Consider the following 25,891-nt stretch of genomic DNA (forward strand, 5'->3'; position numbering starts at 1 on the left):
ATATGGCTGAGAAAGCAAAAGACAGCGAAGCGATATTTGACCGGCTCAAGGGCTGGTACAAAGACGATATCGACAAAACCCGTGCATGGCGCAAACATGCCAAAGAGCATTTTGACTTTGTTGCAGGCAATCAATGGTCAGACGGCGATCTGGCTGCCATGCAGGAGCAAAAACGACCAGTTCTGACCTTCAACAATATTGCGCCATTGGCTAATGCGGTTGTGGGCTCAGAAATGAACAATCGTCGTGAGACACGCTATATCCCTCGCGAGCAGGGTGATGCGCATGCCAATGAAATTTTGACGGCTGGCGGCGAGTGGTTTCGTGATGAGGCGAATGCCGAATATGAGGATAGTGAAGCCTTCCGCGATATGATTATCGGCGGTCTTGGCTTCATGGATACGCGCCTTGATTACGAGGATGATCCAGACGGCGCACCATTGGCAGAACGGATTGACCCATTTGAAATGGTATTTCCGTCAACGGCACGTAAGCTCAACATGACCGATGCTATGCGCATGTTTCGTGTGCGGGAAATGACCATTGAAGAAGCGCAGGACATGTTTCCGGATATGCCTAAGGAAGCGCTCCATGCAGGCTGGGCGCGTGATGATGCAGGACGGGACAATCCGCATCAGGTGAACCATGGTAACCGCTATGCTGATGATAATCAGGGTGAGCGCACCTTTGAGGCTGGTGAAAAGGTTGTTATTGTTGAGGCACGCTGGCTGGAACGTGAGCCCTATTATCGTGGTCTCGATCCGCAGAACCCGCAAGCTATGCGCGAATATACGACTGCCGAGGTCAAGCAGATCAATAAAGAAATGCCAGAGATTGCCTCAAGCCTGAAACTTGTGCGCCAGATGCGCAAAGTGGCAAAGCGTGCTTTCCTTGGCAACAGCTTGCTGGCTGAGATTGATAGCCCGCTGGCACCGCAAGGCCGTCTTGGCTGGGATGTTATGACCGGCTATTTCGACACTAAAGACGGGCTGTTTTACGGTATTGTGCGTGCTGCAATTGATCCGCAGCGCTGGACGAACAAATTCTTTAGCCAGATTATGCATCTGCTCAATTCGCAGTCAAAAGGCGGACTTCTGGCTGAAAAAGAGGCCTTCGATAATATCCGTCAGGCTGATGAGACTTGGGCAAGCCCGGATGCGATTACATGGGTGAATGCGGGAGCGTTGCAAAGCGGGCAAATCCAGCCAAAGCCGCCGGCACAATTCCCACAAGGTTTCTTTGCACTGTTCAATGAGAGCAAGGAAGCGATTACACAGGTAACCGGCCTTTCGAGGGAGTTTATCGGTACACGCGAGGTCGATCAGGCTGGTGTGCTGGAAAACACGCGCAAGCAATCGTCTCTCGGTGTGCTTGCCTCGTTGTTCAATGCTTTGCGGCTTTATCGCAAGCGGCAGGCGGAGACCATTCTCTATCTCTTGCAGAACTATCTGTCTGATGGCCGTTTGATCCGTGTGGTTGGGATGGATCAAGAGCAGTATCTGCCACTGTTTCGTCAAGCTGATAAGAAATATGACATCATCATTGATGACAGTCCGACCAGCCCGAATGAAAAAGAACGCACTTGGGCGGTGATGCAGAGCCTATTCCCGTTGGTCAGCAATATGATCACGCCGGAAATTCTGCCTGATCTGCTGGAGTTGTCGCCATTGCCTGCCTCATTGGTCGCAAAGCTGCGCGAACGTGCAAAGCAAGCACAGGAACAGCAGAGCCAGCAACCGCCGCAGCCTTCACCGGAGGAAATGGCAGCCAAAGTCAAGACTGAGAGCGCGCAAGCTGATCTGGCCATTAAACAGCAGCTTGGTCAGATGAAACTGCAAGAAAAAGCTGTTGATCTGATGGCTGCACAGCGCAAAGCAGAATTAGAGGCTATGACCGCTGAGCAGAAGGCACGCAATGATGCGCAGCGCCTTGCCATTGAAGAAAGCCGCAACGCCATTCGTCGTATTTCAGAAGCACGGCGCGGATCATCTTTTTAAGAAATAGCAGGGGCAAGCCCTGTTTTCGCTGAGCCGTGCGTTATCGGCTGTCGTTGGTCACGTCAGACTAAATCAAGGAAAAATCATGTCGGATATGGAAGAAGGCACGCTTTCTGCTGAGGCAGAGGCTTATTTTTCGTCGAGCGGTGAAGTGATGCCCGAGGATAAACCGGACACGGAAACTGCACAGCCGGAAACAAGCGCGGTACAGGAGCCACAGCAGCCGGAAAATCCTGCGGTTGATGGTGACAGTGCTGAGCAGGATGGTGATCCGAACCGCACAGTCCCTTATGGCGCTTTGCATAAGGAGCGCTCAAAACGCAAGGAACTAGAAGCAAAGCTACAGGCCGAAGCCACGGAAAAAGCCGTTCTTGCTGACCGGTGGAATATGCTGACACAGGCCATGCAGCAGCAAAATGCGCCTGCGGTGGATGATGACCCCGAACCTGATCCGACTGTTGACATCTTTGCCCATACACATTGGCAGAGCCGACAGAACAAGAAAATGCTGGATCAGCTACAGGAGCGTGAGACCCAAGCAGCGCAACAGCAGCAAGCACAAGGCCAAGAAAGAGCCGTTGCTGATTACTGGCATCACACCAGTCAGGAGTTTTCGGCGCAAACACCTGATTATAACGACGCTATCAAATACCTGTCGGACACACGCGATAAGCAGTTGCAGTCTATGGCTGCGGCTTATCCGCAGTTTCAAACACAGGAAGGCCGCAACAGCCAAATGAATGCAGAGTTGCGGGACATTGTGATTACCGCTGCAAAGACAGGCCAATCACCGGCACAGGTCGTTTACAGCATGTCCAAGGCTTACGGTTTCACGGGGGCTGCTCCCGCAGCCAATGCTGTAGTCGAGCAATTACAAACCATTCAGGATGCACAATCGCGCAATAAGACTGTGGCACAGGCCAGTGGAAACCCAAGTGGCGATGCGCTGACGGCTCAGGCCATTGCGGATATGTCGGATAGAGATTTCGAGCGTTGGTATTCCAAACCGGAAAATCAGGCTCGTTTTATGAAGGCGCTTGGCGGTCGCTAAGCTAAAAATAAAGCCTCGGTATGCTTTCAAACTGCCCTTCGTCTTCCGGCACGTCAGACCGGATCGTAGCAGGCGTAATCCTGCTTTCCGCTCAGCCACGCGGCGCATTGCGTAGCATTTGCTCAAAATCTCAACTCATTTTTGGAGGTTTGCCCGATGGCTACCACTGTTCAGCCCGTCAATGATGCATTGACCGTAAAACTCTGGTCTCAGCGTATGGACGTTGAGGCACTCAAAGAAACAACTGCCTATCAGTATATGGGCGAAAAGGCCGGTTCTCTGTGCCAGATCATGACCGAAACCAAAAAAGGTGCGGGTGATCAGATCACATGGGGCATTCGTATGCTCGCGACCGGTGACGGCACGACCGAAAACGAAGTGCAGGAAGGCAATGAAGAAAGCCTGACCCGTTTCAATGATAAGATGGTGATCAACGAACTTGGTCATGCTCATCGCGTGCGCAATGAAGGCACCATCGACCGTCAGCGTGTGCCTTACAATATGCGTGAAGAAAGCTATGACAGCCTGAAAGACTGGATGGCAGACCGTATTGATACATGGTTCTTCAACCAGCTTGCCGGTAATACCTTTGTCATCAATGGCAAATATACCGGTTTCAATGCCACGATTGCGCCAAGTGCAGGGCGTATCCTGCGCGCCGGTAGCAAGGCCACAGATCAGGCGCTTGTTGCAGCTGATGTGTTCAAGCTGCAGATGATTGATGATGCAGTGAACCGCGCTAAAAATGCGGCTCCACTGGTGCGCCCGATCAAGGGGCTGGGCGCGGATATTGATTATGTCTGCTTTATCCACCCGGATCAGACGCTCTCAATGCGCAAAGACGTTGCAACAGTCGGCAACTGGTTTGACCTGCAGGGCAAGCGCTTGCAGGGCGGCGACATCGACAAAAACGGCCTCTATACCGGTGCGCTCGGTGTTTATAACCGCACGCTGATTGTTGAGAATAGCCGCGTGCCGCTTGGTATTGATGCCACCGATCCGGCCAGCCTCAAGCAGAAGGTCAACACCCGCCGTGCTATCTTCTGTGGCGCGCAGTCGGCTTCGATTGCGTTTGGTAAAGACGGGGCTAAGAACAAGTTCAAATGGGTTGAAGACCTGTTTGACTACGACCGTGAACTTGGTGTTCGCGCCAGTATGATCGGCGGTCTGAAAAAGACCGTTTATAACGATATCGATTACGGCACGGTCGTCCTGACTTCTTTCGCTGCACCATCTGCATAACATCACGGGCAGGGCGGGGTCATTCCCGCCCTTTCTTGTTTTTTTAAAGCGAGGTCATATGGCAATTACAGTTGCAACATCGGGTCCCAACTTTACCGGCGGTGATTATACATTCCCGCAGCTTATTGCTGATATTTCCCGTGATATTGACGATGATACCGGTGAATATACTGCCGATATTCAACGCGCTGTTGCGGCCTCGATCCGCTATTGCGAGCGCGAAACCTATTATTTTAACGAAACTCGCGATGTGACCTTCAAGACTGTTGCCGGTCAGCAGTGGTACGGGGTAACAGCGCACGAGCAAATCCCGCGCCTTGTCCATATTCAGGCGGCATTCCGTGAGGATACAGCAGGCCATGTTAGCGATTTGCGCCGTGAAATGCCGGAAGATACGGAGCTTGTCTCTGACCGCTACGGGGCTAAAGGCTTGCCGGTGGCATTTACCTATTTTAATCAGCAGTTGCGCCTGTATCCAGTGCCGGACGGTGCTTATAAAATCCGGTTGCAGCTTGGTGCTTATCGCCTTGCACCACTGACAAGCTTTGAAATCCCCAATGCATGGGTGACGGAGGCCTACGACCTGATCAAAGCGCGTGCCAAATACATTCTTGCAAAAGACACCCTCAAAGACCCGCAGGTCGCAACCGAGGCACTCAGCGATTATCAGGATCAGCACAAAGCCTTAAAGCGCGAAACAACATCCCGCAGTGCACGTGGTGTTATCCGTGCCACAGCGTTCTGAGGTGTAAGCCATGCCGACAATTCCATTTGCTGAGTTCCGCCCTGATGTGGCTGATCTCAATGGAGCCTTCACCGGTGATGTGAATAATGTGCTGTGTGCGGATGGCTCCTATATTCCGTTTCCGCAGTTTAAGCCTTTGTCTCAAGCGCTGCCATCAGCTTGCCTTGGCGGGTTTATGGCGCGGGATGATCTGGGCGGAACTTATATTATTGCAGGCACGGAAACAGGCCTTTACCGATTGGATAATACCGATCTTAGTTGGGTGAATATCTCAAAAGCCGATACGCAGTATAAGGCCAGTCGTGAAGCCCGTTGGTCATTTGCACAATTCGGCACATTCGTCATTGCGGTGAATGAAAATGACGCGCCGCAGGTGATTGAGCTTGGTCAGGCTGTGTTCCGTGATCTTGGTGGCAATCCGCCTCGTGCTGCCATTGTGCGCGTTTGGGGTGACTTTGTTGCCCTGATGGGCTTGCCTGCACATCCGCGCCGTGTGTGGTGGTCTGGCCTGAATGATGCCGAACATTGGACGGTTGGCTCGAAAAACTGCGATTATCAGGAATTCCCCGATGGCGGTGTGGTGCAAGGCTCGACCGAAGCGACGAATCCGCTTGTGTTTCAGGAAAAAGCCATCCGGCGCGTGACGTTTGTGCCAGGCTCGGTTGAGATATTCACCTTCCAGAAAATCCACGATCAGCGTGGCGCACGCTCACGCCTTTCCATCGCATCGCGTGCCAATCTGGCCTTTTATGCTGATGAGGGCGGGTTCTTCCAAATCGCGCCTGATGGTTCAATGGCCAATATCGGTTTTGAAAAGGTTGACCGGACAGTTTTCGATCAAGTGGAATGGTCAGATACCGCTGAAATCATGGGGGTTGTCGATCCGTTTTATTCTCGGGTTTATTTTGCAATCCGGCGCTTTGGTAATGAAGATTATAACCAGATCTATATCTATGATTGGGCGCTGAGCCGGTGGACAAAGGCCGATATTAAAGCCTCTATGCTGATGTCAGCGGCAACGCTTGGCTATACGCTGGAAGGGCTGGATGCAGTATCATCTTCAATTGACGCACTGCCATACTCGCTTGATGCCCGCTCATGGCAGGGCGGGTCGCCGGTCTTGGCAGCGTTTACGCCAGACGGGGCGCTTGGGTTTTTCAACGGTCAGACACAAGAAGCGGTGCTGACCACGCAGGAAATCGGTGACACAGCAGGCGGCATTACCCGCATTCATGAAATCTATCTGATTGCAGACACAGATGATGCGCGCCTCACAATCGGCTCACGGTTTCGACGCTCAGACGCATTTCGCTGGCAGGATGAACAGGCGCCATCATCGCGCACCGGTATGTATCGGCGCATATCACGCTCACGCTTTCACAAGATCAAAATCCGCATTCCCGCAGGCTCGATTTGGACGCATGCGCAGGGCATTGAAACCAAAGTCAGCACGGCAGGCTTAAAATGACACTCGATATTCATCTGACCAGTGATTGGCAGCCAGAGCGCATTGCGCGTTATGGGCGGCAGATCACGGCATCCATGCAGCAAATGGTGGCGCGGTTTCCTAAAGATATCGAGATTAAATCTCTGATGCGGGAAATCCTCGCCGGTGAGCGCCAGCTTTGGTTGATCCTTGATGGCGAGGAATACGTTTCCTTTGTCCTCACTGAGATCAAACACAATCAGGCAACGGATCATCGCACGATCATGGTGACAGTTCTCGCCGGTGAGGATGGTTTAGACAGCACGCCATTGATTGAAAAAATAGAACAATATGGCCGCGATAAGGGTTGCCATGAATGTAGTGTTCTTGGCCGTTTGGGCTGGAAACGTGCATTGGCAAAACAGGGCTATGGCGCGGAACTGGCAATGTTTCGGAAAGGACTGACATAATGGGCAAAAAAGGCGGCTCACAGACACAGACAACCGAGAATAAGCCGCCTGCATGGGCTGAGCCTTTGTTCAAAAAGTCTGCCAGCGAGGCCATGAACCTCTACAACAGCGGCAAGGGTGGTAACGTCTATCAAGGCCAGACCGTTGCCGATCTTGGAGCAAACACGCAGGTCGGTATTGGCAGCGTGATGAATGGCGGGGCGGATTATGGTGCTTTGCGTGATCAGGCAGGGCAGCCAACCAGTGCGCAGACCAATTTGCAGGATTATGCCTCCGGTAAATATCTCAAAGAGGGCAATCCTTATTACCGCGAGCGGCTCAACAATGAGATTACTTCTGCCAATGACCTGATCCAAAGCCAGTTTGCCGGATCGGGGCGTTATGGCTCCGGTGCCAATACGGATGTATTGGGCAAGAATACCACTAACATGCTGCTGCAAGGGTTGGAGAGCGATTACAACCGCGCAATGGACAATCAGTTCAAGGCTGTTGGCGCGATTGATAGCGCCAATTCTCAGTCTATCCAGAACCAGCTTGGGGTTGATGCTGCACAGCTTGGTCGTGGTCAGGCGCAGATCGGTGCAGGGAGCATTCAGGACAAGAACGCGCAGGATAAGTTGCAGGCCGATTATGCCAAATGGCAGGCAGAAGATATGCAGGACTGGACGCGCCTTGGTCTCCTACAAAGTGCGGCTGCGGGTTCTGCGGGCAATTACGGGACGAATACGCAGACGGTTAATCAGCCGTCTAATCCGCTCGGTGCAATCGGGGCAATTGGCTCGCTGTTTGCGAAATCGGATGCACGGCTCAAAGAAAATATCGAGCATACCGGCACTTATGAAAACGGGCTGCCGATGTATGAGTTCAATTACACCGGTGAGCCTACACGCTTCCGGGGGCTGATGGCACATGATGTGGCCGACAAGTATCCGGATGCGGTTGTGCTGGAAAATGACGGCTATCTGGCAGTGAATTACGATGCCCTTGGCATTACCATGGAGGTAGTCGCGCATGTTTAATGCTTTGAAAGGCGCGGGCAGCGCCATGAGTACACTTGTACAGCCAACAGCCGCGGCCACAGGTGCTGCCGCCAATGGCGAGCTGCTCGGCGGTTTGAGTGACAAGCTGGAAGGTTTCCAGCAGGCAATTGCAGGCACACCGGACAACCGTAATATGTTTTCTCAAGCCTTGCAGGATATGAGTGGTAGCAAACTCGGCAAATATCGCGCCGAAATGACCGATGCTGAAAAGAGCCGTCAGGATTTACTTGCCCAAATCGGGCAAAACCAGCAAACGCCACAATTCTCACCGGTGCAAATGGCAGGCGGCCAGCAGGGTAATCCTCTCTCGGCATACATTGCCCAGATGATGGGGAAAGGCGGTCAGGTATAATGCGCAATCTTCTCACAAGCTTTCTGGATCAGCGCGAAACCATCGGTAATTTGCTGGCTCCGTATATCACAGGTCAGACGCAGCAATTTGCAAAACAGCCAAATACGAACATGCTTTTACAGGGAGCAGAAGCTGCACAGCAGCCAGCCCCGCCGTTGCCTGCGCCAATTGATGTATTGCAAAAACAGGTCGCAGAGGTGCCGCGAGCGGTCGATCCGATGCCGACGCACTCAACATCCCAAGCTATGCCAGCACAGCCGCCACAGTCTAAATCTGGCGGCTTTTTTAATGGCCTGTCCAAGTTTGGTGAAAGCGATTTCGGCCAGCGCCTGGGTGATATGATGCTTGGCTGGGGTATGGGCGGCACCATGCAGGACAGCTTGTCTAAGGGCAGTCAGATGATTGCTGCCGGAAACCAAGACCGAAAGACCAAGAAAACGCAGTTTAGCACCGCTGAATGGCTTAAAAATAAGGGGATGGACGAGGAAGAGGCCAAATATGTTGCTGGCAATCCTCAGGCGTTAAACGCCTATTTGGTTGCTATGCGTAAAGGCGTTGACCCGACGCAGGCGCTACAGCAGCGCAAGATGGAGCTTGAAATCAACAAGCTGGAAAACCCGCAGCTTTCACCATCTGACCAGCTTGCCCGTGAAAAGTTCGAATGGGAGAAAAACAACGGCGGTGGCACGACTGAATATGGCTTAGCGCCACAATACGGCACAGATGAAAACGGTAACCCTGTAATCATGCAGCTTGGTAAAAATGGTTCAGCAATCAAAACGCCCTTGCCTGACGGTGTGACGCTCTCAAAAGAACCGATCCGGGTTGATGCCGGAACATCTACGGTATTGCTGGATCCGATTACTCGACAGCAGATCGGTGTCATTCCTAAGAACAATGCTGAAGCTGCTGAGGCAACGGCTGATGGTAAAGCCAAAAGCGAGGCAAAAGCGGCGCTAGGTGGCATTGAGCAGAACGCTAATCAGATGCTGGCGACTATTCAAAGCCTTGAAGATGACCCAAAATTGGATGGTATGCTTGGACCCGTAAGCAGCCGCATGTGGAATGTTTCAGGCGATGCGAACCGCGTACAGAGCAAGATGGATCAGATCAATGGTCAGACTTTCTTGCAGGCGTTCAATAGTCTGCGTGGTGGCGGTGCTATTACTGATGCAGAAGGTGCAAAAGCTACACAAGCATTCGCTCGATTGAATGCGGCGCAAAACCCGAAAGATTATCGTGATGCACTGGCTGAACTTCGCGGCATTGTTAATGCTGGTGTAAGCCGTGCGAAAAACGCAGCAAATGGCGGGGGTAGTGGAGCGCCAGCTACACCGCCACCATTAACGCCAGTAAACATAAACGGGTACTCCATTAAAAAGGTGCAGTAATGGCAAAATTCCAGATTACCGCGCCTGATGGCGGTATGTACGAGATTGAGGGCGATAACGAGCAGGGTGCTTTACAGGCTTTGCAGCAGCATCTTGTGGAAAGCCAGCAGAAGCCGCAAGCCAACCCTGACGGAACATTTGGTCAAGTGCCGGAAGGTATGGTTTTAAACCCTGCTACTGGTCAGATGGAAGATTTGCGAAGCCCCGCAAATCCGAACATTCCGACTGGCTCACTTAATGCACTCGGCCTTGGCGTGGGGCAGGGCGCAGGCTTTGGAATGCTGGATGAGGCCGTTGCCGGGTTAAGCACTTTGTCTGGTGGTGATTATGATTATAATCTCGGCCGTATGCGTGAGGCTGAACGACGAGCATCAAGCGAACACCCTGTTTCGTATTATGGCGGGATGCTTGGCGGCGGCGCTGCGCAAGGGATTGGCCTTGGTAGTGCTGGCTTCTTACCATCAGTCAATATGGTGCAACAGGGGGCGAAACTTCCTGCTGTTGCGCTTGCGTCTGGCGTTGAAGGTTTGGCTCTTGGTGGGGCTCATGGCTTCGGTGCCGGTGAAGGACTGGAAGGCCGATTAGATGGGGCAAAGACCGGCGCTAAGTGGGGCGCTGCTGCTGGAGTTGTTGCCCCATATGCGGCTAGAGGGGTTGAAAATATGGCGCGTCGCGCTGTCTCCCCGTTCGCTTCAAGTGCAGAGCGTGCAGCAGCAGTAAGAACTTTACAGAATGAGGGCATTACCCTCACAGCAGGGCAGAAAACCGGCAATAATTGGCTGCGCTATCGCGAAAGTGAGCTTGGTGGGGCTAAAGCCGCGCAAATGATTGATGATCAGGGGCGAGCATTCACAGATGCCGCAATGCGCCGCGCCGGTAGTCAAGGGCTGGCAACAGCTGAGAATATGTCTGCGAATGCTGATCGTTTGAGCCGTGGTTTTAAAAACGTATCTTCGCGCAATACTTTACGCGCAGATCGCCAGCTTGCAGATGATATCGTGGGTACGCTTCGGGAATATGACCGAGTTTTGCCTTCTGAGCAGAAGCAAATCTTAGGCAATCTGACGGCGGATGTGATTGACCGTATTCAGGCTGGCAAAAGCACTATGTCTGGGGTGGACTATCAGGCAGCACGCTCTCGTTTTTCGAGGCTCGCTCAGAATGCGAGAAACAGAGACCCTGATCTGGCAGAGGCGTTTCGCGGTATTCGCAACTCACTCGATGAGGCGATGTCACGTTCTATCAGTCCGAAAGATGCGGCAGAGTGGTCATTTCTGCGTAAACAGTACGGAAATATGAAAGTTTTGGAAAAAGCCGCCATGGGTGGTGGCGAAGATGCTGCGCTTGGCATTATCTCGCCCGCTCGCCTCCGCTTGGCAGCATCGTCAGGCAATCGGGGTGGCTATGCTCGAGGGCAGGGAGATTTTTCAAAGTTGGCGAAGGCAGGGCAGGCGGTTATGTCTCCGCTGCCAAATTCAGGAACAGCGCAAAGAATGGCGGCGCAAGGTGTATCAGCTGCAATTCTTGGCGGAGGTGGTGGCGCGATAGGTGGCCCCGCTGGATTGGCCTTGGGTTTAGCTGGCCCCGCAGCAATCGGAAAAATGCTTATGTCAAAACCGCTGCAGAACTATCTGTCAAATCAGATGGTTAATGGAAAGCTGTCAGATGCTGGTCGTGCGCTTATTCAGATGGTTCTAGCGGGACAGTCCGGATCAGCGGCGGGGAGGCTTCCTGCGCCATGATTTCGGTACGTCGAGGCCAGCAGTATCCGCTACCCAGCTAACTAAAACAACGCCGGTTATTAAACCCACCAACAAGCTGTCCCACTGAATGCCGTCGAAGTACTGTAGCACCCAAAAAAGAGCCACAACAACCCAAGCCGCCTTCCAAATCCATTTTGGAGGGCGTTTTTCATTGGGAATGTGCTCTATGGTTTTGGGATCGTGATCTATCTGCATAACTCAACAATACTCAATCCTGAAAGGAATGGAAACACCATGTTTAAGCAACATTGGTCGTGCTGTGCCTTACATCGGCTACCAGCAAAATTCCCGATGAAATGTGACTGTGGTGGTTTTACAGACTGCACAAAACCCGTGAAACTCCGATTTTATGTGGTTTCCAGTCTATACGAGGCTGTAGAAAATTTCGTTCAGTTATGGACATACCGGATATATTGGAAGCGTGAAACTGGCGCCAGCCTTCGCCGCTTCCTGTCTGAATCTGCCAAGCATACAGCGATAGGTCGCCGTCTGCGTCGTACCCGTAAAGGTGAGGCTCAACGGTTCTAATTTTCCCATTGTATAAGAAGCTAATAATCTTCTTTGCGCGGATAGCATCACAAATACCAGTGTGAACCACGATTCTCTCCTCCTCTATTTTACGAATACTTGAATCAAATCTGCATTAAGTCCACAGCTTCGCTTTTGCGGGGCTTTTTTTATTGGAGAAAGCCATGTCCTTTGACTTCAAAAAATATGCTGTCGGCGGGGCAATGCGGCCTGATAGCTTCTCAGGACTTGATCAGGGCTTTGCTTCTGCACTGTCTAATATGTTCGCGGCAGCCCCGCCGGAGATTGCACAGCAGTTGCGCATTACTTCCGGTTTTCGTTCTCCTGAGCGCCAAGCACAGCTTTGGCAGAATGCCTTGCAGAAATACGGATCGCCGGAAAGAGCGAGAAAATGGGTAGCGCCGCCCGGGCGATCTAATCACAACCACGGTCATGCCGCTGATCTGAAGTATCTCGACCCGTCTGCAACGGCATGGGCGCATGAAAATGCCGGACGGTTTGGACTGGCTTTCCCGCTTTCTAATGAGAACTGGCATATTGAACTTGCAAACAGGCGAGGCGGTAAACCTGATCCGGCAATGGTTGCCAGCGCACCACCTTCACAGTCTGCTTTACCGTTGCCAAGTGGTGCAGCTCCACAGGCTGGACAGATTGCTCAAGAGCAAGCGAATGGTGAGCCTGTTCCTTCCTTTGCAGAAGCTGCGGCAACGTCAGAACCAAGCCGCTCTCAATCCAGTTTGAACGCCCTGCTGCAAGCCTTTGGACAACAGCCGGAACAAGCCTCACCGTTCTCGCCGGTCCAGTTCGCCGGTGTTTCTCCCAACCAGTCCAATGCCCTTGCTTCTCTCGTGGCCTCAATTAAACAAGGACGCGCATAATGCCGATCAAAGATTACAGCACCACGCCATCCTATAATAGCGCTATCAACGGTATTAACATTGCTGAGGGGTGCGCCCCGTCGAACATCAATAACGCGATCCGGCAGCTTATGGCTGACCTTGCTGATAAGGACGCTTTGAAAGCTTTTCTCAATGTTGTGATCGGCGTTGATGTGCAGGCCTATAACCCCAAACTTTACAATATGGTTGTGCCGGTTGGCGGGTCTATCGATTGGAACGGTGAGGCCGAACCGGAAGGCTGGATGTTTGAAGATGGGCGTGAGGTTTCCCGAACAACATATCCGGCTCTATTTGCTGCAATAGGCACGAAATTCGGTGCCGGTAATGGCACGACCACCTTTAATATTCCTGATAGCTGTGGGCGCGTTTCTGCCGGTCTTAACCGTGGCAAGGCACGGCTGACTGCAAAAGCTGGCGGCGTGGATGGTGATGTGCTTGGCGCGGTTGGCGGCACAGAGCGCCACAAGCTGACCGCCGAGCAACTGCCGCAGCATTCACACAATGTCAATATTGAAACGACTGAGGATGGTGATCACACGCATAATTACACCATTTCCAAAGCACGAGACTGGGATAGCGCCGCAGGTGACTGGATCGGTCAGGGTGGCAATGCTCTGGTGCGGACAGGGACGGAGCGTATTCACTGGTCGGGTCGGCACAAGCACCGCTTGAATGGTGCGACAGATAATTCAGGTAGCGGGCATGATCATAACAACGTACAGCCCACCATCATTAAAAACAAAATCATACGGGTGCTGTGATGGACAGAGCTGCACCGACGCCGCAAGCCATTTCTGGCATATCTGACACGAAAAGCATCCGCGTTTTGCTTCTGGCAAACGGACAACAAATTCACGTGCCGCTGAATGGCCTTTTGAAGCCACTTACAGACCGAATTTCTGAACTTGAAGCCCGTTTAGATGCGGCTGGCATTCCAGAGGTGACGCATGGTTGATATTCCATATCATACTCATACATTTGATATTCCCACAGCCTCAGAGGGCGAAATTCGTGCTGGCCTTGAAGCTGGTAAAGCTATTACGCCGGATCGGTTATTTCCGGTGTTGGCTGATAAAGCTGACAAGGCAACCACACTCGCCGGTTATGGTATCACTGATGCGGCTACGAAAGAGCAGGGATTAAAAGCTGATACCGCTGTTCAGCCGGCACAGGTTTCTGCAGTCGGATTTTCCGGCCGCTATGCTGATCTTCTCAATAAGCCTAATCTCGGCGATGCATCGACCATGAATGTTGGCACATCGGCTGGAACTATTGCTGCAGGTGATGATGCTCGCATTGTTGGTGCCGTACAGAAGGCCACTACAGTTACAGCAGGCGCTGGACTTGCCGGTGGCGGTACACTGGCAACGAATATCGCGGTCGCATTGTCGTCAACTTCACTCGCATCGCTGGCTTTGGCAGATTCAGCAGTGCAACCGGCTGCATTGCTTGCATATGCAACAAAGACCGAATTAATAGCCGGTCTGACTGGAAAGTCTGATGTTGGGCATAAGCATCCGATCAGTGATGTGACCGGCCTACAAAATGCACTTGATGCAAAAGCGGCAACTATTCACACGCATTCAATTGTACAAGTTACAGGGTTGCAAACTGCTCTTGATAGCAAAGCCACCATTGAACAAGGTGGTAAGGCTGACACTGCAGTGCAGCCAGCAGACATCGCTAATTTTACAACCAAGTCAGAAATGAGCCTAGGCTTAGACGCAAAACTTGATGCGGGTGCGCAAGCTGTTGATAGCGCCCTATTGAACGGTCAGACGGCTGCGCAAATTATTAACGGTCTGGCGAAGACAAGCGATCTCGGGGCTTTGGCCTCGAAATCGAAAGTAGATATCGATGATATCAATGCTACTGGAAACGCAAGCGGCCTTACGGTTCTTTATGGCGATGGTGTGTGGCGCGTTCCGACCGGCGGTGGCGGTGGGGGCGGTATGGATGCGACCGTCTACGATCCTCGCGGCATTGGCGGTGACGCATTTCTCCAGTCGAACATGACAGAAGGCCTTGACGCTAAAATTTTGACTGCAGACGAGCGAGCAGGCATCGCGGCTAACACGGCCGCCCGCCACAGCCACAGCAATAAGGCCGTTCTCGACGCGACCACGGCCTCGTATCTCGCAGCGGAAAAAACGAAACTTGCAGGTATCCCGTCAAATGCCACGGCCAACACTGGCACAGTCACAAGCGTTGCTGTTGCCGTTCCTACAGGGCTTTCCGTGGCTGGCTCCCCGATTACAAGCACCGGAACGATCACGATAACGTATTCGTCCGGATATGTGGGGTACACAACTACCGAAAAGACAAAACTGGCAGGCATCACTGCGGGAGCGCAGGTTAACGTCCCGCAGGTACAGTCCGATTGGAACGCGGCTTCGGGAGTGTCGGCTATTCAAAACAAGCCGTTGCTTGGGACGGCCGCAGCACAAAACATGGAAGCATTCGCAACCTCTGGCCAAGGTAACAAGGCGGATAACGCAGTACGGTACAACGAGGCTCAAGCGCTCACAGACCCGCAAAAAGCGCAAGTACGTGCTAACATAGGTGCTTCGAATTTCGGCGAAGTCCAGACTTGGCAAGACTTAGCCGGAAGCAGAGTTCCAGATACCGTTTATGTTAACAACACGGGTAAGCCAATCTTCGTGAGCATGACGGCTGTTGATGCTATGGGCATGGATAGGTTTGTTAAAGGGGAGTTGCAGATCGTCGATCCCACGAATGTGCTTCTCGGGGGCTACACAAATGGCGCTTCGGGGGTGCAAGTGGCTCAAGGCATCGTGCCCGCAGGCGCTTCGTATAAGGCTATTTGGCAGGGTGGTTTTGATCCAGCCGAGGCTGTTTTTCTTTGGAGTGAATTCCGATGATCAGAGAGTTTGGATTTATCCACCCAGAACGAGGCTACTTCCAAGTTGTTGGTGGTATGCCAGATGCTGCTGACTATGGAGAGGGAACAATCGCAACGCCTTTGCGACCAAGTGTAAATCACATCTGGCAAAATAATTCATGGGTTCACGTGGCACCTTCAAAGCCAACGCCGGAAGAGTTGCGAGCTCGCATGCCGCCAATCACCAAGCGCCAGCTGCGTCTGACATTGGTGCGTAATGGCATTTCTCTGGCTCAAGTGGAGCAATCTATCGCAGCCATGCCGGAAGGGCTTGAAAAACAAGAAGCTGAAATCGAATGGCAGGACGCATCGCAGTTTAATCGCTTGCATCTAACTTTGTTGCTGGTGGCAACTGCACTTAGTTTAACGCCGGAACAGGTAGATGCTATGTGGGAAGCAGCTCTAATAGTGTAAAGTCGCTATAGATTACTGGCAGCACGATGCGAATATCACGACAAAAATTGAAGGCCCGAACATTGTGGTGCTCGGGCTTAATAGCAGACTTATTATGCTGATAACTGGCCATCATTGGTTGATGATTGGCTCATCCATGGGATGGGGCCTTTAGGCTCGTCAAGAATGCCGCGCTTGCGGGCAAAGCCTTTGATTGCATTTCGCGCTACTTCTAACGGTTTAACACCATCATGCGCATCACAACATGCTTTCCAAGCAGTTTCATATATCAAGTCACGATCATCTTCTGGCCATTCATGCAGAAAGATCAGTGCATCATGAATGCTGGCAATTTCTAAAGTCAAATAACTACCGCTCTTAACGAAAACGGGCTTGTCAAACAAACGGTCGCTCACAGAGGCCTCCTTAATCCGAACGATTTGTGTTGGAGTGACAGCTTTGATTTAGTGAGCGTAATCCTCATTTCAAGATAAGTTTTGAAAGGAACGCTATGCGTGAGACCTTAACAACTGCGCTTGACCTAATGTTTGGTCATGAAGGCGGATATGTAAACAACCCGAAAGACCCGGGCGGTGCGACCAAATACGGCATCACACACAGGACATTGGCAGCACATCGCGGCGTTTCCAGCGTTTCACCGGCACAGGTCAAAGCCTTATCCAAAGAGGAAGCCACCGAGATTTACCGGCGCTCTTATTGGGTGCAGTCGGGGGGCGATCTGCTTCCAGTTGGCATTGACTTCATGGCATTCGATTATGGTGTGAACAGCGGTCCCGCACAGGGGGTTAAGTCACTACAGCGTGTTGTTGGTGTAACCGTTGACGGCATTGTGGGGGGCCAAACTGTTGCTGCAGTGAAGTCTTATAAAGGCGATCTTATTGCTGCTTATGCGGCGGAGCGTTTGCGCTTCATGAAGTCGCTCAAAACATGGGCGACCTTTGGGCGGGGCTGGCAAAAGCGGGTGATGAATGTGGAGACACAGGCACGTAAACTTCTCCAAGGTGTTATTGTAGTTGCTGACACCCCTGTGGCTCCTGCCAAAGCCAACCCCAGAGATCAGTCAATCACAGAAACACTGAAAAAACCAGAGGCATGGGCATCAGCCGGCGGGTTACTTTCAGGTCTTGGTGGCATGGCTTCCGGTACGGGGCCGATCCAGTGGGCGCTTGCTATCATCATGGTCGGGGCATTTGCCACCGGTGCGTATTTCCTGATTAAGCGCATGCAGGATCAGGCGGCATGAGGCTGACACTTCAACACATCATTGGTGCGGTAATCGGAGGGGCAGTTTCAGGCCTCTTTTTTTATGCGCTTGGTACTCATGACGGCAAGCAGCAGGCGGCATTGAAGGCCGCTCAAGACGTGACGCAGGCAATCCAGAACAGGGCAGGGATTAATGAGACAATCAACAATATGGATAGCGTTGCTCTGTGCCGTGAGCTTGGCGGGGTGCGCGACCAGTGCGAGCAATTGCGCGGGTTGGCAGAAGATCAGCGTTAAACCGGAAACTGCGGTCTACCTGGCTGGTAATGATCAGACTACAGGCAAGGGCGTTGCTGGTCACAATGCATACGGGAAAAAAGCGGGGTGCTGGTGATGTCTCCAACCGAGAATGATTTTGACCTGCGCTCACGTGTGGTTGGTAACGAGCATCAAATGACGGCTATGGCCTTGCGCGTTACCAGTCTTGAGCAATGGCAGCGACAAGCTGAACTGGCCGATGCCCGCAAAGATGAGCAGTGGAAGCACATGGATAACCGGTTCAATGATCTTGAAAAGAAAATATCCGGCGTGAGTGATACGTTAGCAAAAGTCGTATGGCTGATCATAAGTGCGCTAATTTTAGGAGTAATCAGCTTTATGATCAAAGGTGGTTTCAATATGCCATAATCAGCTTTTTGGTTTTGTTTTTCTCGACTTTGCAGGCGCAGTGATCTGAACTTGAGCTAATCTCTGCGCTTTTAATCGAGCAGTTTTTTCATCACGATTTCGGACATTCTCATCGATTTCATTTGTAAGACGTTCATGAGAATTTGATTGCATTTGAGTTTTTTGAAAAGCAATTTCCGCATTTTGACGCAGCAAGCTGTGCATTGATTTCATTTAGTAAGCCAATCATTATCTGAGAAATAAAAAAAGGCCAGACAAAATGCCTGACCTCTATTGGTATTATATTCGCTCCGGTGCCAGTACATCCGTGGTCAAAGGAGGGAACTATACCGAATTATGCTGCTTGCAGATTGCAAGCTGACATTTTGCCTGACTTATTGTCACGCTCAAGATCGTAGCCGAGCTTCTGGCCTTCAACGATTTCACGCATACCTGCGCGTTCGACAGCTGAGATGTGAACGAAAACATCGCCCTCACCATTGTCAGGCTGAATGAAGCCGAAGCCTTTAGTGGAATTAAACCATTTAACTGTGCCAGTGGTCATAATGAACCCTTTCATAGCAAGAATAGAAAACTCACGCGGAAATACGCGGTGAGAGTGATAGCGATTTTTTGAGATGAAAGGTTCGTCAAGGGCGCAAAGGCTGCGCAAAAAGCAAAGCTAAACAAGCAAATATCGATAATCACAACATAGAGTGAACTATTTGGAATGTCAACCAGTAGTTACGATGTAAAATATTTTCTATTTTTGGTTGTTGATTGTGCAGGAAATTTGACATCACAAAAGTACTCGATAGGGCAAATTAGGTGCGTTCACTTAGGTGTTTTTTTGCCGTCTGATTTATGGTCATAGCAGAACCATTCAACGCCATACCGACCAGCAAAGCCATAAGCTCCCCATTCTTTGCAGCCTTCATGCATGCACCAATGGATATAGAGTGCTGACTGTTTAGCTGGTTTGGTTTCCCATGGTGGTGTGTCGTCGCTCATTTCGTCTTGTCCTTATTCAAAACGGTCTCTTACTAATGCTATCATCATGATAAACAAAATATTCTCCGCCTAAATCGACCTGACCGGCAAGAATTTCAACTTCTGTGTTTCCACGAAAACTGCACACATGACATCGTAGTCTGCGTGGCAGTGTATTTATCTCCACCGCTTCACCGCACATAATTGCCATGAAACGTGAAGGGATTTCACGTGTACGCCCACAGCCGCCGCACGTTATGCGGAGTAAGTCCAAAGGACTGAGGCTGCATAAAGTTGGCATTATGCCAAGCCCCCGACAAAGCCTGACATTTCGTCTTGTCTATCCATAGCCATGCGCATGCGGCCTCGGCAGCCTTGCGCTTTGCATCGGGCACGGTTTTCGATTTCGTCCAGATAAAGCTGTTCACGGCCTCTAGCCGTGCAGATCGTTGCCTTAGTGATATAGACAAGCCTGCTGCATTTTTTGCAGATCATTTCTATTCGTTGCTCGTCGGCCAGATCGCCGACCTTATATTTTGTTTTCCAGCTGCCCATCAGTAGAAGTCCTCTGCCGATGGGATCCGAACATAACTGATCTTACCGCCAACATGACCGCCTGCAGGTGGCTTCCATTCTCCCATATGCACAATCGTGCTGGAGTATTTGGCATTCAGTGCATCCATTGCGCCGTTGGCTCTTTCCCACTTCTGTCTGATTACATCGTCGTTATTGAAAATATCCAGCTGACGGGCATTGGCTTGGCTCAAATCAGCAAGGGTTATCCCGACACGAAATATGGTTGCGTTGCGCGGCAGTTCACGGCGCACATAATCCCATAGCAATCTATGGGCTGTCATAATGGCTTGCTCATCGTTAACTGTTGGCATTTTCACAATGCGGAACCATGAGCCATCGCGGACTGACAACCAAAGCCATAAGGCCTCAGCATAATATTCCTCGCGCCGTAAGCGCCTGCCAGCCTTTACAAGCAGAAGGCGGGCAATCTCATAAGCTCCGTTGATGCTGCGGCTCTCAGGCGGCAATACTCGGCCATGACCAAACATGCCGCGCTTTTGCGGTATGGCTTGGATATCGTAACCATGGAGGGCGTACCAAAGGCGCTCACCATTCACACTGCGCCAGATTTTCCGCATGTGCTTGGGCTGCAGCTTATAAAGCTGCTCGGTGGTGATGACTTGGCTATGGGCAAGGCGCATTCGCATATTATCGCCAACGCCTGGCACATCGGCCAGTTTCACCTTAAATAATGGGTTTGGCATCATGTGCGGGTGCCAGATCGCTAAGCCGTTGCCATATTGGCCGGCTCTTTTACTGGCATCCTTGCCAGCTTTGCAGGCCATCTTCGCTAACTGCCGGTTCGCTGCAAAGCCAATAGAGCTGGTGATGAACTCGCCGACATTCAGTTTTATTGTTTCCTTGATTTTATGGGCGAGCGCTTCCGGATCGCGCCGATTGCGCTCGTCCAGAATGCAGGTCAGTTCATCAATGCTTTTGGCTGTATCGATTGCAATGACGGATTCAATTTCGCAGAGCAGGGCGTTATGCGCACGTCGGTATAGGTCAGGATTTTGCGGTACTAATATTATATCGGGACACAGTGCTTTTGCGTCCTTAATCTTCATGACGTTTTTCACGCCATAGGCTTTAGCTTCCTTTGAGCAGGCAATGACCGCCGTCCGGTCTGTACCTTCAAAAGGCACGATGCCAACTGGTCTGCCGCGCAAGCGTTTATCGCATTGCTGGGCTACGCTAGCAAAAAAGCCGTCAAAGTCGAGGTATAAGCGTTCAATCGTTTCTGGCTTACGCATGGCACAGCAAATCCGTGGCGCAAACGAGTGCGCAAAATAGTGGTCACAATTTTTAAATTACAATTCTGTTCTACAAATGTTCTCTTATCGAAAAAGAGTCAAGACAGATTCGAGAGAGCTAATAGATGCTGTGAATTGGTGTGGATGAATTTCGCTTGAGCTTTTGATTCTTTAAAGCGCTCGTTGCGATTCCGACTGCACGGATTTTGCACGGATGCACGGGTTTATTCGCGCTATGTTCCGTGCGTTTGTGCAGAAATGAAAAAAACGCCCGAATGAGGCGCTTTGCATCTATTTGAATTCTTTGGGAAAACTGGTGCTGCGAGGGAGGATTGAACTCCCGACCTCTCCATTACCAATGGAGTGCTCTACCACTGAGCTACCGCAGCATGCTGTTCGTTGCGGCGGTTTCTGACATAAGATTTCCGAAACCGCAAGCCATCAAATGCAATTCTTTTGTTAAAAGAGTAAAAACTGCTAAAACCTGTGCATATGTATGCTTTTCCAAACAGGTTCGCTGGTGTAAAAGAGTAATATTATGACCGATAAGCCTGATACACTATCCCAAAAAGACGAAATAGATCAGCGTGCTAAGCGCCGTTCTGAACAATTGCGTGCGAATCTCAAGCGACGTAAAGCGCAGATACGTTCAAGGCGCTCCGGAGCAGAAGACGAACGCGGGGAAGGGCTGCAAGCAGCCCATGTCCGCCCGAAAGATGAGACGCCTGAAACAGAATAGAATTTGGCGCGGTTAACTTGTGTTTTTGAACACTGGTAAAGATGTGGCCACTCAAAAAATTGAAAATGCACGCTTTGTACAGGCTTTAAGGCGAAACACTTTTGCAGTCGGGTTATCCGTTTGCTGCAGAAAGGATCATTTCTAAACTTTTTAAGTTTATGAGTGGCTTCTAGGATAGCATTTCTGTGAAATAAGTTCGTGCGCGCAGCTTAAACGCAACGGATTTATACAGGCTGCAATGAAAATGACGTTTTTTATAACAAAGACACAATTCTGATTGAAAGAGACAGTTGTCTTTGTCGCAAACTGCTTTATGGCAACAGGAATATTAGCACAGACTTTGCACGGGCAAAGCTATCTGTAACAAAAACCGGAATAGTCAGAAACAGCTTGTGCTGTAACTGTCTGAAAACAGGCTGTCTGAAACCATGAAGCATATGCGCTCGGGTGTGAAGATATTGCCGTGAAAGTGAAGAATTATGGATCGTATTAAAATCACCGGCGGCAATAAACTGAACGGCATTATTCCGATTTCCGGCGCGAAAAATGCAGCTCTGCCGCTGATGATTGCATCGCTTCTGACAAATGAAGCGCTGACGCTCGAAAACATGCCGCATCTGGCCGATGTGGAACTGCTGACCCGTATTCTCGGCAATCACGGCGCGGATTATTCGGTGAATGGTCGCCGCGAGCATCAAAACGGTTCTTATGAGCGCACGGTTCATTTCACCACCAAGAATATCGTAGATACGACTGCGCCTTATGAACTGGTTGCGAAAATGCGTGCCAGTTTCTGGGTAATTGCGCCGCTTTTGGCGCGTGCCGGTGAGGCGATTGTGTCATTACCGGGTGGTTGCTCGATCGGCACACGACCGGTGGATCTGATGCTTGATAGTCTGACGGCATTAGGTGCGAAAATTGAGATCGAAAATGGTTATGCCCGCGCGACAACCAGTGCAGGTCTGACCGGCGCGGAATTTACTTTCCCGAAAGTATCTGTTGGTGCGACCCATGTGGCTTTGATGGCAGCCAGCCTCGCCAAAGGTGATACTATTATTCACAATGCGGCCTGTGAGCCGGAAGTGGTTAATCTGGCCGATTGCCTCAACGCTATGGGTGCAAAAATTGAAGGCGCAGGCACGCCGACAATCCGAATTCAGGGTGTAACTAGCCTGAAAGGCGCTCGGGTTCGCGTTATTCCGGATCGTATTGAAACCGGTACTTATGCGATGGCCGTTGCCATGACCGGCGGTGATGTGGTGTTGCAAAACACCCGTTCGGATTTGCTGACATCTGCTCTGGATGTGCTGCGCCAGACTGGTGCTGAAATCACTGATGTGGAAAACGGTATCCGCGTTGTCCGCAATGGCCACGGTATTGAACCGGTTGATATCACAACAGATCCGTTTCCGGGCTTTCCGACTGATTTGCAGGCGCAGTTCATGGGGCTGATGACCAAAGCCAAGGGCACATCGCATATTACGGAAACAATTTTTGAAAACCGTTTCATGCATGTGCAGGAACTGGCACGTCTGGGCGCAAAAATTTCGCTCTCCGGTCAGACTGCAACTGTTGAAGGTGTTGACCGCCTGAAGGGTGCGCCGGTTATGGCAACGGATCTGCGTGCATCGGCGACACTGGTAATTGCGGGTCTGGTAGCAGAGGGTGAAACCACGGTGAACCGCGTTTATCATCTGGATCGCGGTTTTGAACGTCTTGAAGAAAAACTGTCGAATTGCGGTGCTGAAATCTCCCGCATCAGCGGTTGATTTTGCAGATGTGATTTTTGTTACAAACCCCGATTTGTTTTACAAGTCGGGGTTTTGTTATTAAACAGTAGTGATTTTTACTGTTAAGTGCTTATATCGGTGCGCTGAAGCGTGTTGATATGAGCGCTTTGCGAGTTCAGGAGAGTGATTGCGGATGCTCAAACTTGTGGCAATGGATGAAGAAGACTTACAGATCATTTCTGCCCATGTGCAGGATGCCGTTCTGAAAGTCGGCGATCTTGATTATCGCCCGGGCGAGCAGCGTTTTATTCTTGCCTGCAATCGTTTTATTCACGATCAGAAACCGGCGCGCTCGCGCGGCAAAGAGAGCTATGAACGCCGCCGTAGTGTGCTGCATTTCGACCGTGTTACCAATGTTCGCGCCATGAATATTGACAGGACAGCGCCGGAGGATGTGCTGGCTTTGCTGGCGATTAATTTTGAACCGGCAGATGCGCCGTCCGGCGTGATTGAACTGGTTTTTGCAGCGGATAAAACAATCCGTCTTAGCGTTGAAGTGATTGAAATGCGTCTGGCTGATCTGGGCGCTGCATGGGAAACCGGCAATAAACCGGATCATATTGCAGCTGATCAGACTGAAGCCAAATAAGTTATGAAATGAGGGAATAGCGTGGTTCAGACGCTCATACAAAGTGCCGCAGATTTTGAAGCCAGTTTTGTGGCCTTTCTGGCGGGAAAACGGGAAGTTTCCGAAGATGTGGATCGTACCGTGCGTGAGATTGTGCAGCAGGTGCGTGAGCATGGCGATCAGGCTCTGATCGACTATTCCAAGCGTTTCGACCGGATTGATCTTAGCGTCACCGGAATTGCGGTAACCGCAGCGGAAGTGGAAGAGGCGGTTAAAAATGCTGATCAGTCGGTGATTGATGCGCTGATTGTGGCGCGCGACCGGATTGAATCTTATCACAAGCGCCAAATGCCGAAGGATGATTATTATACTGATGCAATCGGTGTTGAGCTTGGCTCGCGCTGGACGGCAGTGGAATCCGTTGGCCTTTATGTGCCGGGTGGTACGGCCAGCTATCCGAGTTCGGTGCTGATGAATGCGGTTCCGGCCAAAGTCGCGGGCGTTGAGCGTATTGTGATGGTTGTGCCGTCTCCGGATGGTGCTCTGAATCCGCTGGTACTGGTGGCCGCGCATATTGCCGGTGTTTCCGAAATTTATCGTGTGGGTGGTGCGCAGGCTGTTGCAGCTCTGGCCTATGGCACGGAAACGATCAAGCCGGTTGCTAAAATTGTTGGTCCGGGCAATGCCTATGTGGCGGCTGCGAAGCGTTTGGTTTTCGGTACTGTCGGCATTGATATGATTGCGGGGCCTTCCGAAGTGCTGGTGGTTGCGGATAGCGACAATCATCCGGACTGGATTGCAGCGGATTTGTTGGCGCAAGCTGAACATGATGCTTTTGCCCAGTCGATCCTGCTGACCGATAGTGCGGATTTCGCCAAAGCGGTGGAAGAAGCCGTAAAGCGCCAGTTGCAAACCTTGCCGCGCGCAGAAATTGCCCGTGCCAGTTGGCAGGATTTTGGTGCGGTTATTCTGGTTGAAGATTTTGACAGTGCGGTGCCGTTGATCAACCGTATCGCTGCCGAGCATTTGGAAGTGGCAATTGCCGATACGGACGGTCTGCTGCCGAAAATCCGCAATGCCGGTGCAATTTTTATCGGTAAATACACACCGGAAGCTATTGGCGACTATGTCGGCGGGCCAAACCATGTGTTGCCAACTGCGCGTTCTGCACGGTTCTCTTCCGGTCTTTCGGTGATGGATTTTGTTAAGCGGACATCTTTGCTGAAGCTGGGCGCGGAACAGTTGCGTATTCTTGGCCCTTCGGCAATTACACTGGCCGAGACTGAAGGCTTACAGGCACATGGATTGTCGATTTCACGACGTCTGAATATGTAAACAGAATGAGGGAAAACGGAGCGGTGCATCAGCGCCGCCTGTATAGGACAGATGACCGGTAAAAATGACAATGCCCGGCTGATAGATGTGGAACTGGACGAGACAATCGGCCAGTCTACGCCGGATATTGAGCATGAGCGCGCTGTCGCTATTTTCGATCTGATTGAGGAGAACAGTTTTTCTCCTGTCGGAGACACGGATGGCGGGCCTTACCGCTTGCGACTGTCTCTGGTGGAGAAACGTCTGATTTTCACCATCACGCGAGAGGCTGGTGAACTGGTTGCCACGCATATTCTCTCACTGTCGCCGTTGCGTAAAACAGTGAAAGACTATTTTCTGATCTGCGAAAGCTATTATGCGGCGATCCGCTCGGCCACGCCAAGCCGGATTGAGGCAATTGATATGGGGCGGCGCGGTTTGCATAATGAGGGCTCGCAGACATTGATGAACCGGCTTGACGGTAAGATCGAGATTGATTTTGATACAGCGCGGCGTTTGTTTACGCTGGTCTGTGTGCTGCATTGGCGCGGGTGATTGATGAGCGTAAGCCC

29 protein-coding genes and 1 tRNA gene are annotated in these 25,891 nt (G+C 51.3%); 23 read left to right on the plus strand and 7 right to left on the minus strand.

Annotated elements, in window-relative coordinates; genetic code table 11:
• Window positions 1-2 precede the first annotated feature (2 nt).
• From QUF18_RS15180 to QUF18_RS15250, 15 genes are all read left to right on the plus strand, one after another.
• Window positions 3-1,997, plus strand: a complete 1,995-nt coding sequence (locus tag QUF18_RS15180) for a portal protein (RefSeq protein ID WP_289388090.1) — start codon at window positions 3-5, stop codon at window positions 1,995-1,997.
• Between the two features lie 85 nt (window positions 1,998-2,082).
• Window positions 2,083-3,048 carry a hypothetical protein gene (locus QUF18_RS15185; protein WP_289388091.1) on the plus strand — a complete coding sequence of 322 codons (966 nt, stop codon included), beginning with the start codon at window positions 2,083-2,085 and terminating at the stop codon, window positions 3,046-3,048.
• 156 nt (window positions 3,049-3,204) lie between these two features.
• On the plus strand, window positions 3,205-4,290 hold the full coding sequence (locus QUF18_RS15190) for a N4-gp56 family major capsid protein (protein ID WP_289388092.1): 1,086 nt from the start codon (window positions 3,205-3,207) through the stop codon (window positions 4,288-4,290).
• A gap of 58 nt (window positions 4,291-4,348) precedes the next feature.
• The gene (locus QUF18_RS15195; RefSeq protein WP_289388093.1) at window positions 4,349-5,035 is read left to right on the plus strand and encodes a phage adaptor protein; all 687 of its coding nucleotides are present in this window, start codon (window positions 4,349-4,351) and stop codon (window positions 5,033-5,035) included.
• 10 nt (window positions 5,036-5,045) lie between these two features.
• Entirely contained in the window at window positions 5,046-6,503 is a 1,458-nt protein-coding gene (locus QUF18_RS15200) for a gene transfer agent protein BgtE (RefSeq protein ID WP_289388094.1), read from the plus strand.
• Window positions 6,500-6,931 carry a hypothetical protein gene (locus QUF18_RS15205; protein WP_289388095.1) on the plus strand — a complete coding sequence of 144 codons (432 nt, stop codon included), beginning with the start codon at window positions 6,500-6,502 and terminating at the stop codon, window positions 6,929-6,931. The genes QUF18_RS15200 and QUF18_RS15205 overlap by 4 nt, the downstream gene beginning before the upstream one ends.
• On the plus strand, window positions 6,931-7,950 hold the full coding sequence (locus QUF18_RS15210; protein WP_289388096.1) for a tail fiber domain-containing protein: 1,020 nt from the start codon (window positions 6,931-6,933) through the stop codon (window positions 7,948-7,950). Before QUF18_RS15205 ends, QUF18_RS15210 begins: the two co-directional genes overlap by 1 nt.
• A gap of 25 nt (window positions 7,951-7,975) precedes the next feature.
• A complete protein-coding gene (locus QUF18_RS15215; protein WP_289388097.1) occupies window positions 7,976-8,323 on the plus strand; it encodes a hypothetical protein in 348 nt (115 codons plus the stop codon).
• Window positions 8,323-9,714: a hypothetical protein gene (locus QUF18_RS15220; protein ID WP_289388098.1), complete on the plus strand. Its 1,392-nt coding sequence runs from the start codon at window positions 8,323-8,325 to the stop codon at window positions 9,712-9,714. Before QUF18_RS15215 ends, QUF18_RS15220 begins: the two co-directional genes overlap by 1 nt.
• Window positions 9,714-11,456 (plus strand): TrbL/VirB6 family protein, encoded by a 1,743-nt coding sequence (locus QUF18_RS15225; RefSeq protein WP_289388099.1) that lies wholly within the window; start codon window positions 9,714-9,716, stop codon window positions 11,454-11,456. The genes QUF18_RS15220 and QUF18_RS15225 overlap by 1 nt, the downstream gene beginning before the upstream one ends.
• Window positions 11,457-12,169: 713 nt before the next feature.
• Window positions 12,170-12,883 (plus strand): M15 family metallopeptidase, encoded by a 714-nt coding sequence (locus tag QUF18_RS15230; RefSeq protein ID WP_289388100.1) that lies wholly within the window; start codon window positions 12,170-12,172, stop codon window positions 12,881-12,883.
• A complete protein-coding gene (locus QUF18_RS15235) occupies window positions 12,883-13,665 on the plus strand; it encodes a phage tail protein (RefSeq protein ID WP_289388101.1) in 783 nt (260 codons plus the stop codon). Before QUF18_RS15230 ends, QUF18_RS15235 begins: the two co-directional genes overlap by 1 nt.
• Window positions 13,665-13,859 (plus strand): hypothetical protein, encoded by a 195-nt coding sequence (locus tag QUF18_RS15240; RefSeq protein ID WP_289388102.1) that lies wholly within the window; start codon window positions 13,665-13,667, stop codon window positions 13,857-13,859. The genes QUF18_RS15235 and QUF18_RS15240 overlap by 1 nt, the downstream gene beginning before the upstream one ends.
• On the plus strand, window positions 13,852-15,786 hold the full coding sequence (locus QUF18_RS15245; protein WP_289388103.1) for a phage tail fiber repeat family protein: 1,935 nt from the start codon (window positions 13,852-13,854) through the stop codon (window positions 15,784-15,786). Before QUF18_RS15240 ends, QUF18_RS15245 begins: the two co-directional genes overlap by 8 nt.
• 56 nt (window positions 15,787-15,842) lie before the next feature.
• The gene (locus tag QUF18_RS15250; RefSeq protein ID WP_289388104.1) at window positions 15,843-16,220 is read left to right on the plus strand and encodes a hypothetical protein; all 378 of its coding nucleotides are present in this window, start codon (window positions 15,843-15,845) and stop codon (window positions 16,218-16,220) included.
• Between the two features lie 92 nt (window positions 16,221-16,312).
• Here QUF18_RS15250 and QUF18_RS15255 read toward each other — a convergent pair whose 3' ends face one another.
• Window positions 16,313-16,615 carry a DUF982 domain-containing protein gene (locus QUF18_RS15255; protein WP_289388105.1) on the minus strand — a complete coding sequence of 101 codons (303 nt, stop codon included), beginning with the start codon at window positions 16,613-16,615 and terminating at the stop codon, window positions 16,313-16,315.
• 95 nt (window positions 16,616-16,710) lie between these two features.
• On the opposite strand from QUF18_RS15255, the gene QUF18_RS15260 reads away from it, so the two are divergent.
• From QUF18_RS15260 to QUF18_RS15270, 3 genes are all read left to right on the plus strand, one after another.
• On the plus strand, window positions 16,711-17,463 hold the full coding sequence (locus QUF18_RS15260; protein WP_289388106.1) for a glycoside hydrolase family 108 protein: 753 nt from the start codon (window positions 16,711-16,713) through the stop codon (window positions 17,461-17,463).
• The gene (locus QUF18_RS15265; protein ID WP_289388107.1) at window positions 17,460-17,720 is read left to right on the plus strand and encodes a hypothetical protein; all 261 of its coding nucleotides are present in this window, start codon (window positions 17,460-17,462) and stop codon (window positions 17,718-17,720) included. The genes QUF18_RS15260 and QUF18_RS15265 overlap by 4 nt, the downstream gene beginning before the upstream one ends.
• 96 nt (window positions 17,721-17,816) lie before the next feature.
• Window positions 17,817-18,110 (plus strand): hypothetical protein, encoded by a 294-nt coding sequence (locus tag QUF18_RS15270; protein WP_289388108.1) that lies wholly within the window; start codon window positions 17,817-17,819, stop codon window positions 18,108-18,110.
• On the opposite strand, the gene QUF18_RS15275 is transcribed toward QUF18_RS15270, so the two are convergent.
• From QUF18_RS15275 to QUF18_RS15300, 6 genes are all read right to left on the minus strand, one after another.
• Window positions 18,111-18,323 carry a hypothetical protein gene (locus tag QUF18_RS15275; protein WP_289388109.1) on the minus strand — a complete coding sequence of 71 codons (213 nt, stop codon included), beginning with the start codon at window positions 18,321-18,323 and terminating at the stop codon, window positions 18,111-18,113.
• Window positions 18,324-18,444: 121 nt separating this feature from the next.
• Complete coding sequence (locus QUF18_RS15280; RefSeq protein WP_289388110.1) at window positions 18,445-18,654, minus strand: cold-shock protein; 210 nt, start codon at window positions 18,652-18,654, stop codon at window positions 18,445-18,447.
• A gap of 269 nt (window positions 18,655-18,923) precedes the next feature.
• Window positions 18,924-19,100, minus strand: a complete 177-nt coding sequence (locus tag QUF18_RS15285) for a hypothetical protein (protein ID WP_289388111.1) — start codon at window positions 19,098-19,100, stop codon at window positions 18,924-18,926.
• Between the two features lie 279 nt (window positions 19,101-19,379).
• The gene (locus tag QUF18_RS15290) at window positions 19,380-19,634 is read right to left on the minus strand and encodes a hypothetical protein (protein WP_289388112.1); all 255 of its coding nucleotides are present in this window, start codon (window positions 19,632-19,634) and stop codon (window positions 19,380-19,382) included.
• Window positions 19,634-20,908 (minus strand): Y-family DNA polymerase, encoded by a 1,275-nt coding sequence (locus tag QUF18_RS15295; protein WP_289388113.1) that lies wholly within the window; start codon window positions 20,906-20,908, stop codon window positions 19,634-19,636. Before QUF18_RS15295 ends, QUF18_RS15290 begins: the two co-directional genes overlap by 1 nt.
• A gap of 314 nt (window positions 20,909-21,222) precedes the next feature.
• Window positions 21,223-21,297, minus strand: a tRNA-Thr gene (locus tag QUF18_RS15300).
• Window positions 21,298-21,446: 149 nt separating this feature from the next.
• Between QUF18_RS15300 and QUF18_RS15305 the strand changes: the two genes are divergently transcribed.
• The 5 genes from QUF18_RS15305 (at window position 21,447) to QUF18_RS15325 (ending at window position 25,874) form a co-directional block, all read left to right on the plus strand.
• A complete protein-coding gene (locus tag QUF18_RS15305) occupies window positions 21,447-21,647 on the plus strand; it encodes a hypothetical protein (RefSeq protein WP_289388115.1) in 201 nt (66 codons plus the stop codon).
• A 479-nt stretch (window positions 21,648-22,126) separates the two neighbouring features.
• A complete protein-coding gene (gene murA, locus QUF18_RS15310; protein ID WP_289388116.1) occupies window positions 22,127-23,416 on the plus strand; it encodes a UDP-N-acetylglucosamine 1-carboxyvinyltransferase in 1,290 nt (429 codons plus the stop codon).
• A gap of 148 nt (window positions 23,417-23,564) precedes the next feature.
• A complete protein-coding gene (locus tag QUF18_RS15315) occupies window positions 23,565-24,026 on the plus strand; it encodes a DUF2948 family protein (RefSeq protein WP_289388117.1) in 462 nt (153 codons plus the stop codon).
• A 21-nt stretch (window positions 24,027-24,047) separates the two neighbouring features.
• Window positions 24,048-25,340, plus strand: coding sequence for a histidinol dehydrogenase (hisD, locus tag QUF18_RS15320; protein WP_289388118.1), 1,293 nt, complete (start codon window positions 24,048-24,050; stop codon window positions 25,338-25,340).
• A 51-nt stretch (window positions 25,341-25,391) separates the two neighbouring features.
• Window positions 25,392-25,874 carry a UPF0262 family protein gene (locus tag QUF18_RS15325; protein ID WP_289388119.1) on the plus strand — a complete coding sequence of 161 codons (483 nt, stop codon included), beginning with the start codon at window positions 25,392-25,394 and terminating at the stop codon, window positions 25,872-25,874.
• Window positions 25,875-25,891: the final 17 nt, after the last annotated feature.

It is taken from the genome of Pseudochrobactrum kiredjianiae (assembly GCF_030362795.1).
GTDB classification, from domain to species: Bacteria; Pseudomonadota; Alphaproteobacteria; order Rhizobiales; family Rhizobiaceae; genus Pseudochrobactrum; species Pseudochrobactrum kiredjianiae.

Coding starts and splice junctions, on each gene's coding strand:
- QUF18_RS15240 (WP_289388102.1), top strand. CDS start 13,665: ATGGACAGAGCTGCACCGACGCCGCAAGCCATTTCTGGCATATCTGAC.
- QUF18_RS15205 (WP_289388095.1), top strand. CDS start 6,500: ATGACACTCGATATTCATCTGACCAGTGATTGGCAGCCAGAGCGCATT.
- QUF18_RS15215 (WP_289388097.1), top strand. CDS start 7,976: ATGAGTACACTTGTACAGCCAACAGCCGCGGCCACAGGTGCTGCCGCC.
- QUF18_RS15305 (WP_289388115.1), top strand. CDS start 21,447: ATGACCGATAAGCCTGATACACTATCCCAAAAAGACGAAATAGATCAG.
- QUF18_RS15195 (WP_289388093.1), top strand. CDS start 4,349: ATGGCAATTACAGTTGCAACATCGGGTCCCAACTTTACCGGCGGTGAT.
- QUF18_RS15180 (WP_289388090.1), top strand. CDS start 3: ATGGCTGAGAAAGCAAAAGACAGCGAAGCGATATTTGACCGGCTCAAG.
- QUF18_RS15275 (WP_289388109.1), bottom strand. CDS start 18,323: ATGAAATCAATGCACAGCTTGCTGCGTCAAAATGCGGAAATTGCTTTT.
- QUF18_RS15200 (WP_289388094.1), top strand. CDS start 5,046: ATGCCGACAATTCCATTTGCTGAGTTCCGCCCTGATGTGGCTGATCTC.
- QUF18_RS15235 (WP_289388101.1), top strand. CDS start 12,883: ATGCCGATCAAAGATTACAGCACCACGCCATCCTATAATAGCGCTATC.
- QUF18_RS15225 (WP_289388099.1), top strand. CDS start 9,714: ATGGCAAAATTCCAGATTACCGCGCCTGATGGCGGTATGTACGAGATT.
- QUF18_RS15210 (WP_289388096.1), top strand. CDS start 6,931: ATGGGCAAAAAAGGCGGCTCACAGACACAGACAACCGAGAATAAGCCG.
- QUF18_RS15290 (WP_289388112.1), bottom strand. CDS start 19,634: ATGGGCAGCTGGAAAACAAAATATAAGGTCGGCGATCTGGCCGACGAG.
- QUF18_RS15190 (WP_289388092.1), top strand. CDS start 3,205: ATGGCTACCACTGTTCAGCCCGTCAATGATGCATTGACCGTAAAACTC.
- QUF18_RS15270 (WP_289388108.1), top strand. CDS start 17,817: ATGTCTCCAACCGAGAATGATTTTGACCTGCGCTCACGTGTGGTTGGT.
- murA (WP_289388116.1), top strand. CDS start 22,127: ATGGATCGTATTAAAATCACCGGCGGCAATAAACTGAACGGCATTATT.
- QUF18_RS15230 (WP_289388100.1), top strand. CDS start 12,170: ATGTCCTTTGACTTCAAAAAATATGCTGTCGGCGGGGCAATGCGGCCT.
- QUF18_RS15265 (WP_289388107.1), top strand. CDS start 17,460: ATGAGGCTGACACTTCAACACATCATTGGTGCGGTAATCGGAGGGGCA.
- QUF18_RS15220 (WP_289388098.1), top strand. CDS start 8,323: ATGCGCAATCTTCTCACAAGCTTTCTGGATCAGCGCGAAACCATCGGT.
- QUF18_RS15260 (WP_289388106.1), top strand. CDS start 16,711: ATGCGTGAGACCTTAACAACTGCGCTTGACCTAATGTTTGGTCATGAA.
- QUF18_RS15285 (WP_289388111.1), bottom strand. CDS start 19,100: ATGAGCGACGACACACCACCATGGGAAACCAAACCAGCTAAACAGTCA.
- QUF18_RS15295 (WP_289388113.1), bottom strand. CDS start 20,908: ATGCGTAAGCCAGAAACGATTGAACGCTTATACCTCGACTTTGACGGC.
- QUF18_RS15325 (WP_289388119.1), top strand. CDS start 25,392: ATGACCGGTAAAAATGACAATGCCCGGCTGATAGATGTGGAACTGGAC.
- QUF18_RS15250 (WP_289388104.1), top strand. CDS start 15,843: ATGCCAGATGCTGCTGACTATGGAGAGGGAACAATCGCAACGCCTTTG.
- QUF18_RS15245 (WP_289388103.1), top strand. CDS start 13,852: ATGGTTGATATTCCATATCATACTCATACATTTGATATTCCCACAGCC.
- QUF18_RS15185 (WP_289388091.1), top strand. CDS start 2,083: ATGTCGGATATGGAAGAAGGCACGCTTTCTGCTGAGGCAGAGGCTTAT.
- QUF18_RS15280 (WP_289388110.1), bottom strand. CDS start 18,654: ATGACCACTGGCACAGTTAAATGGTTTAATTCCACTAAAGGCTTCGGC.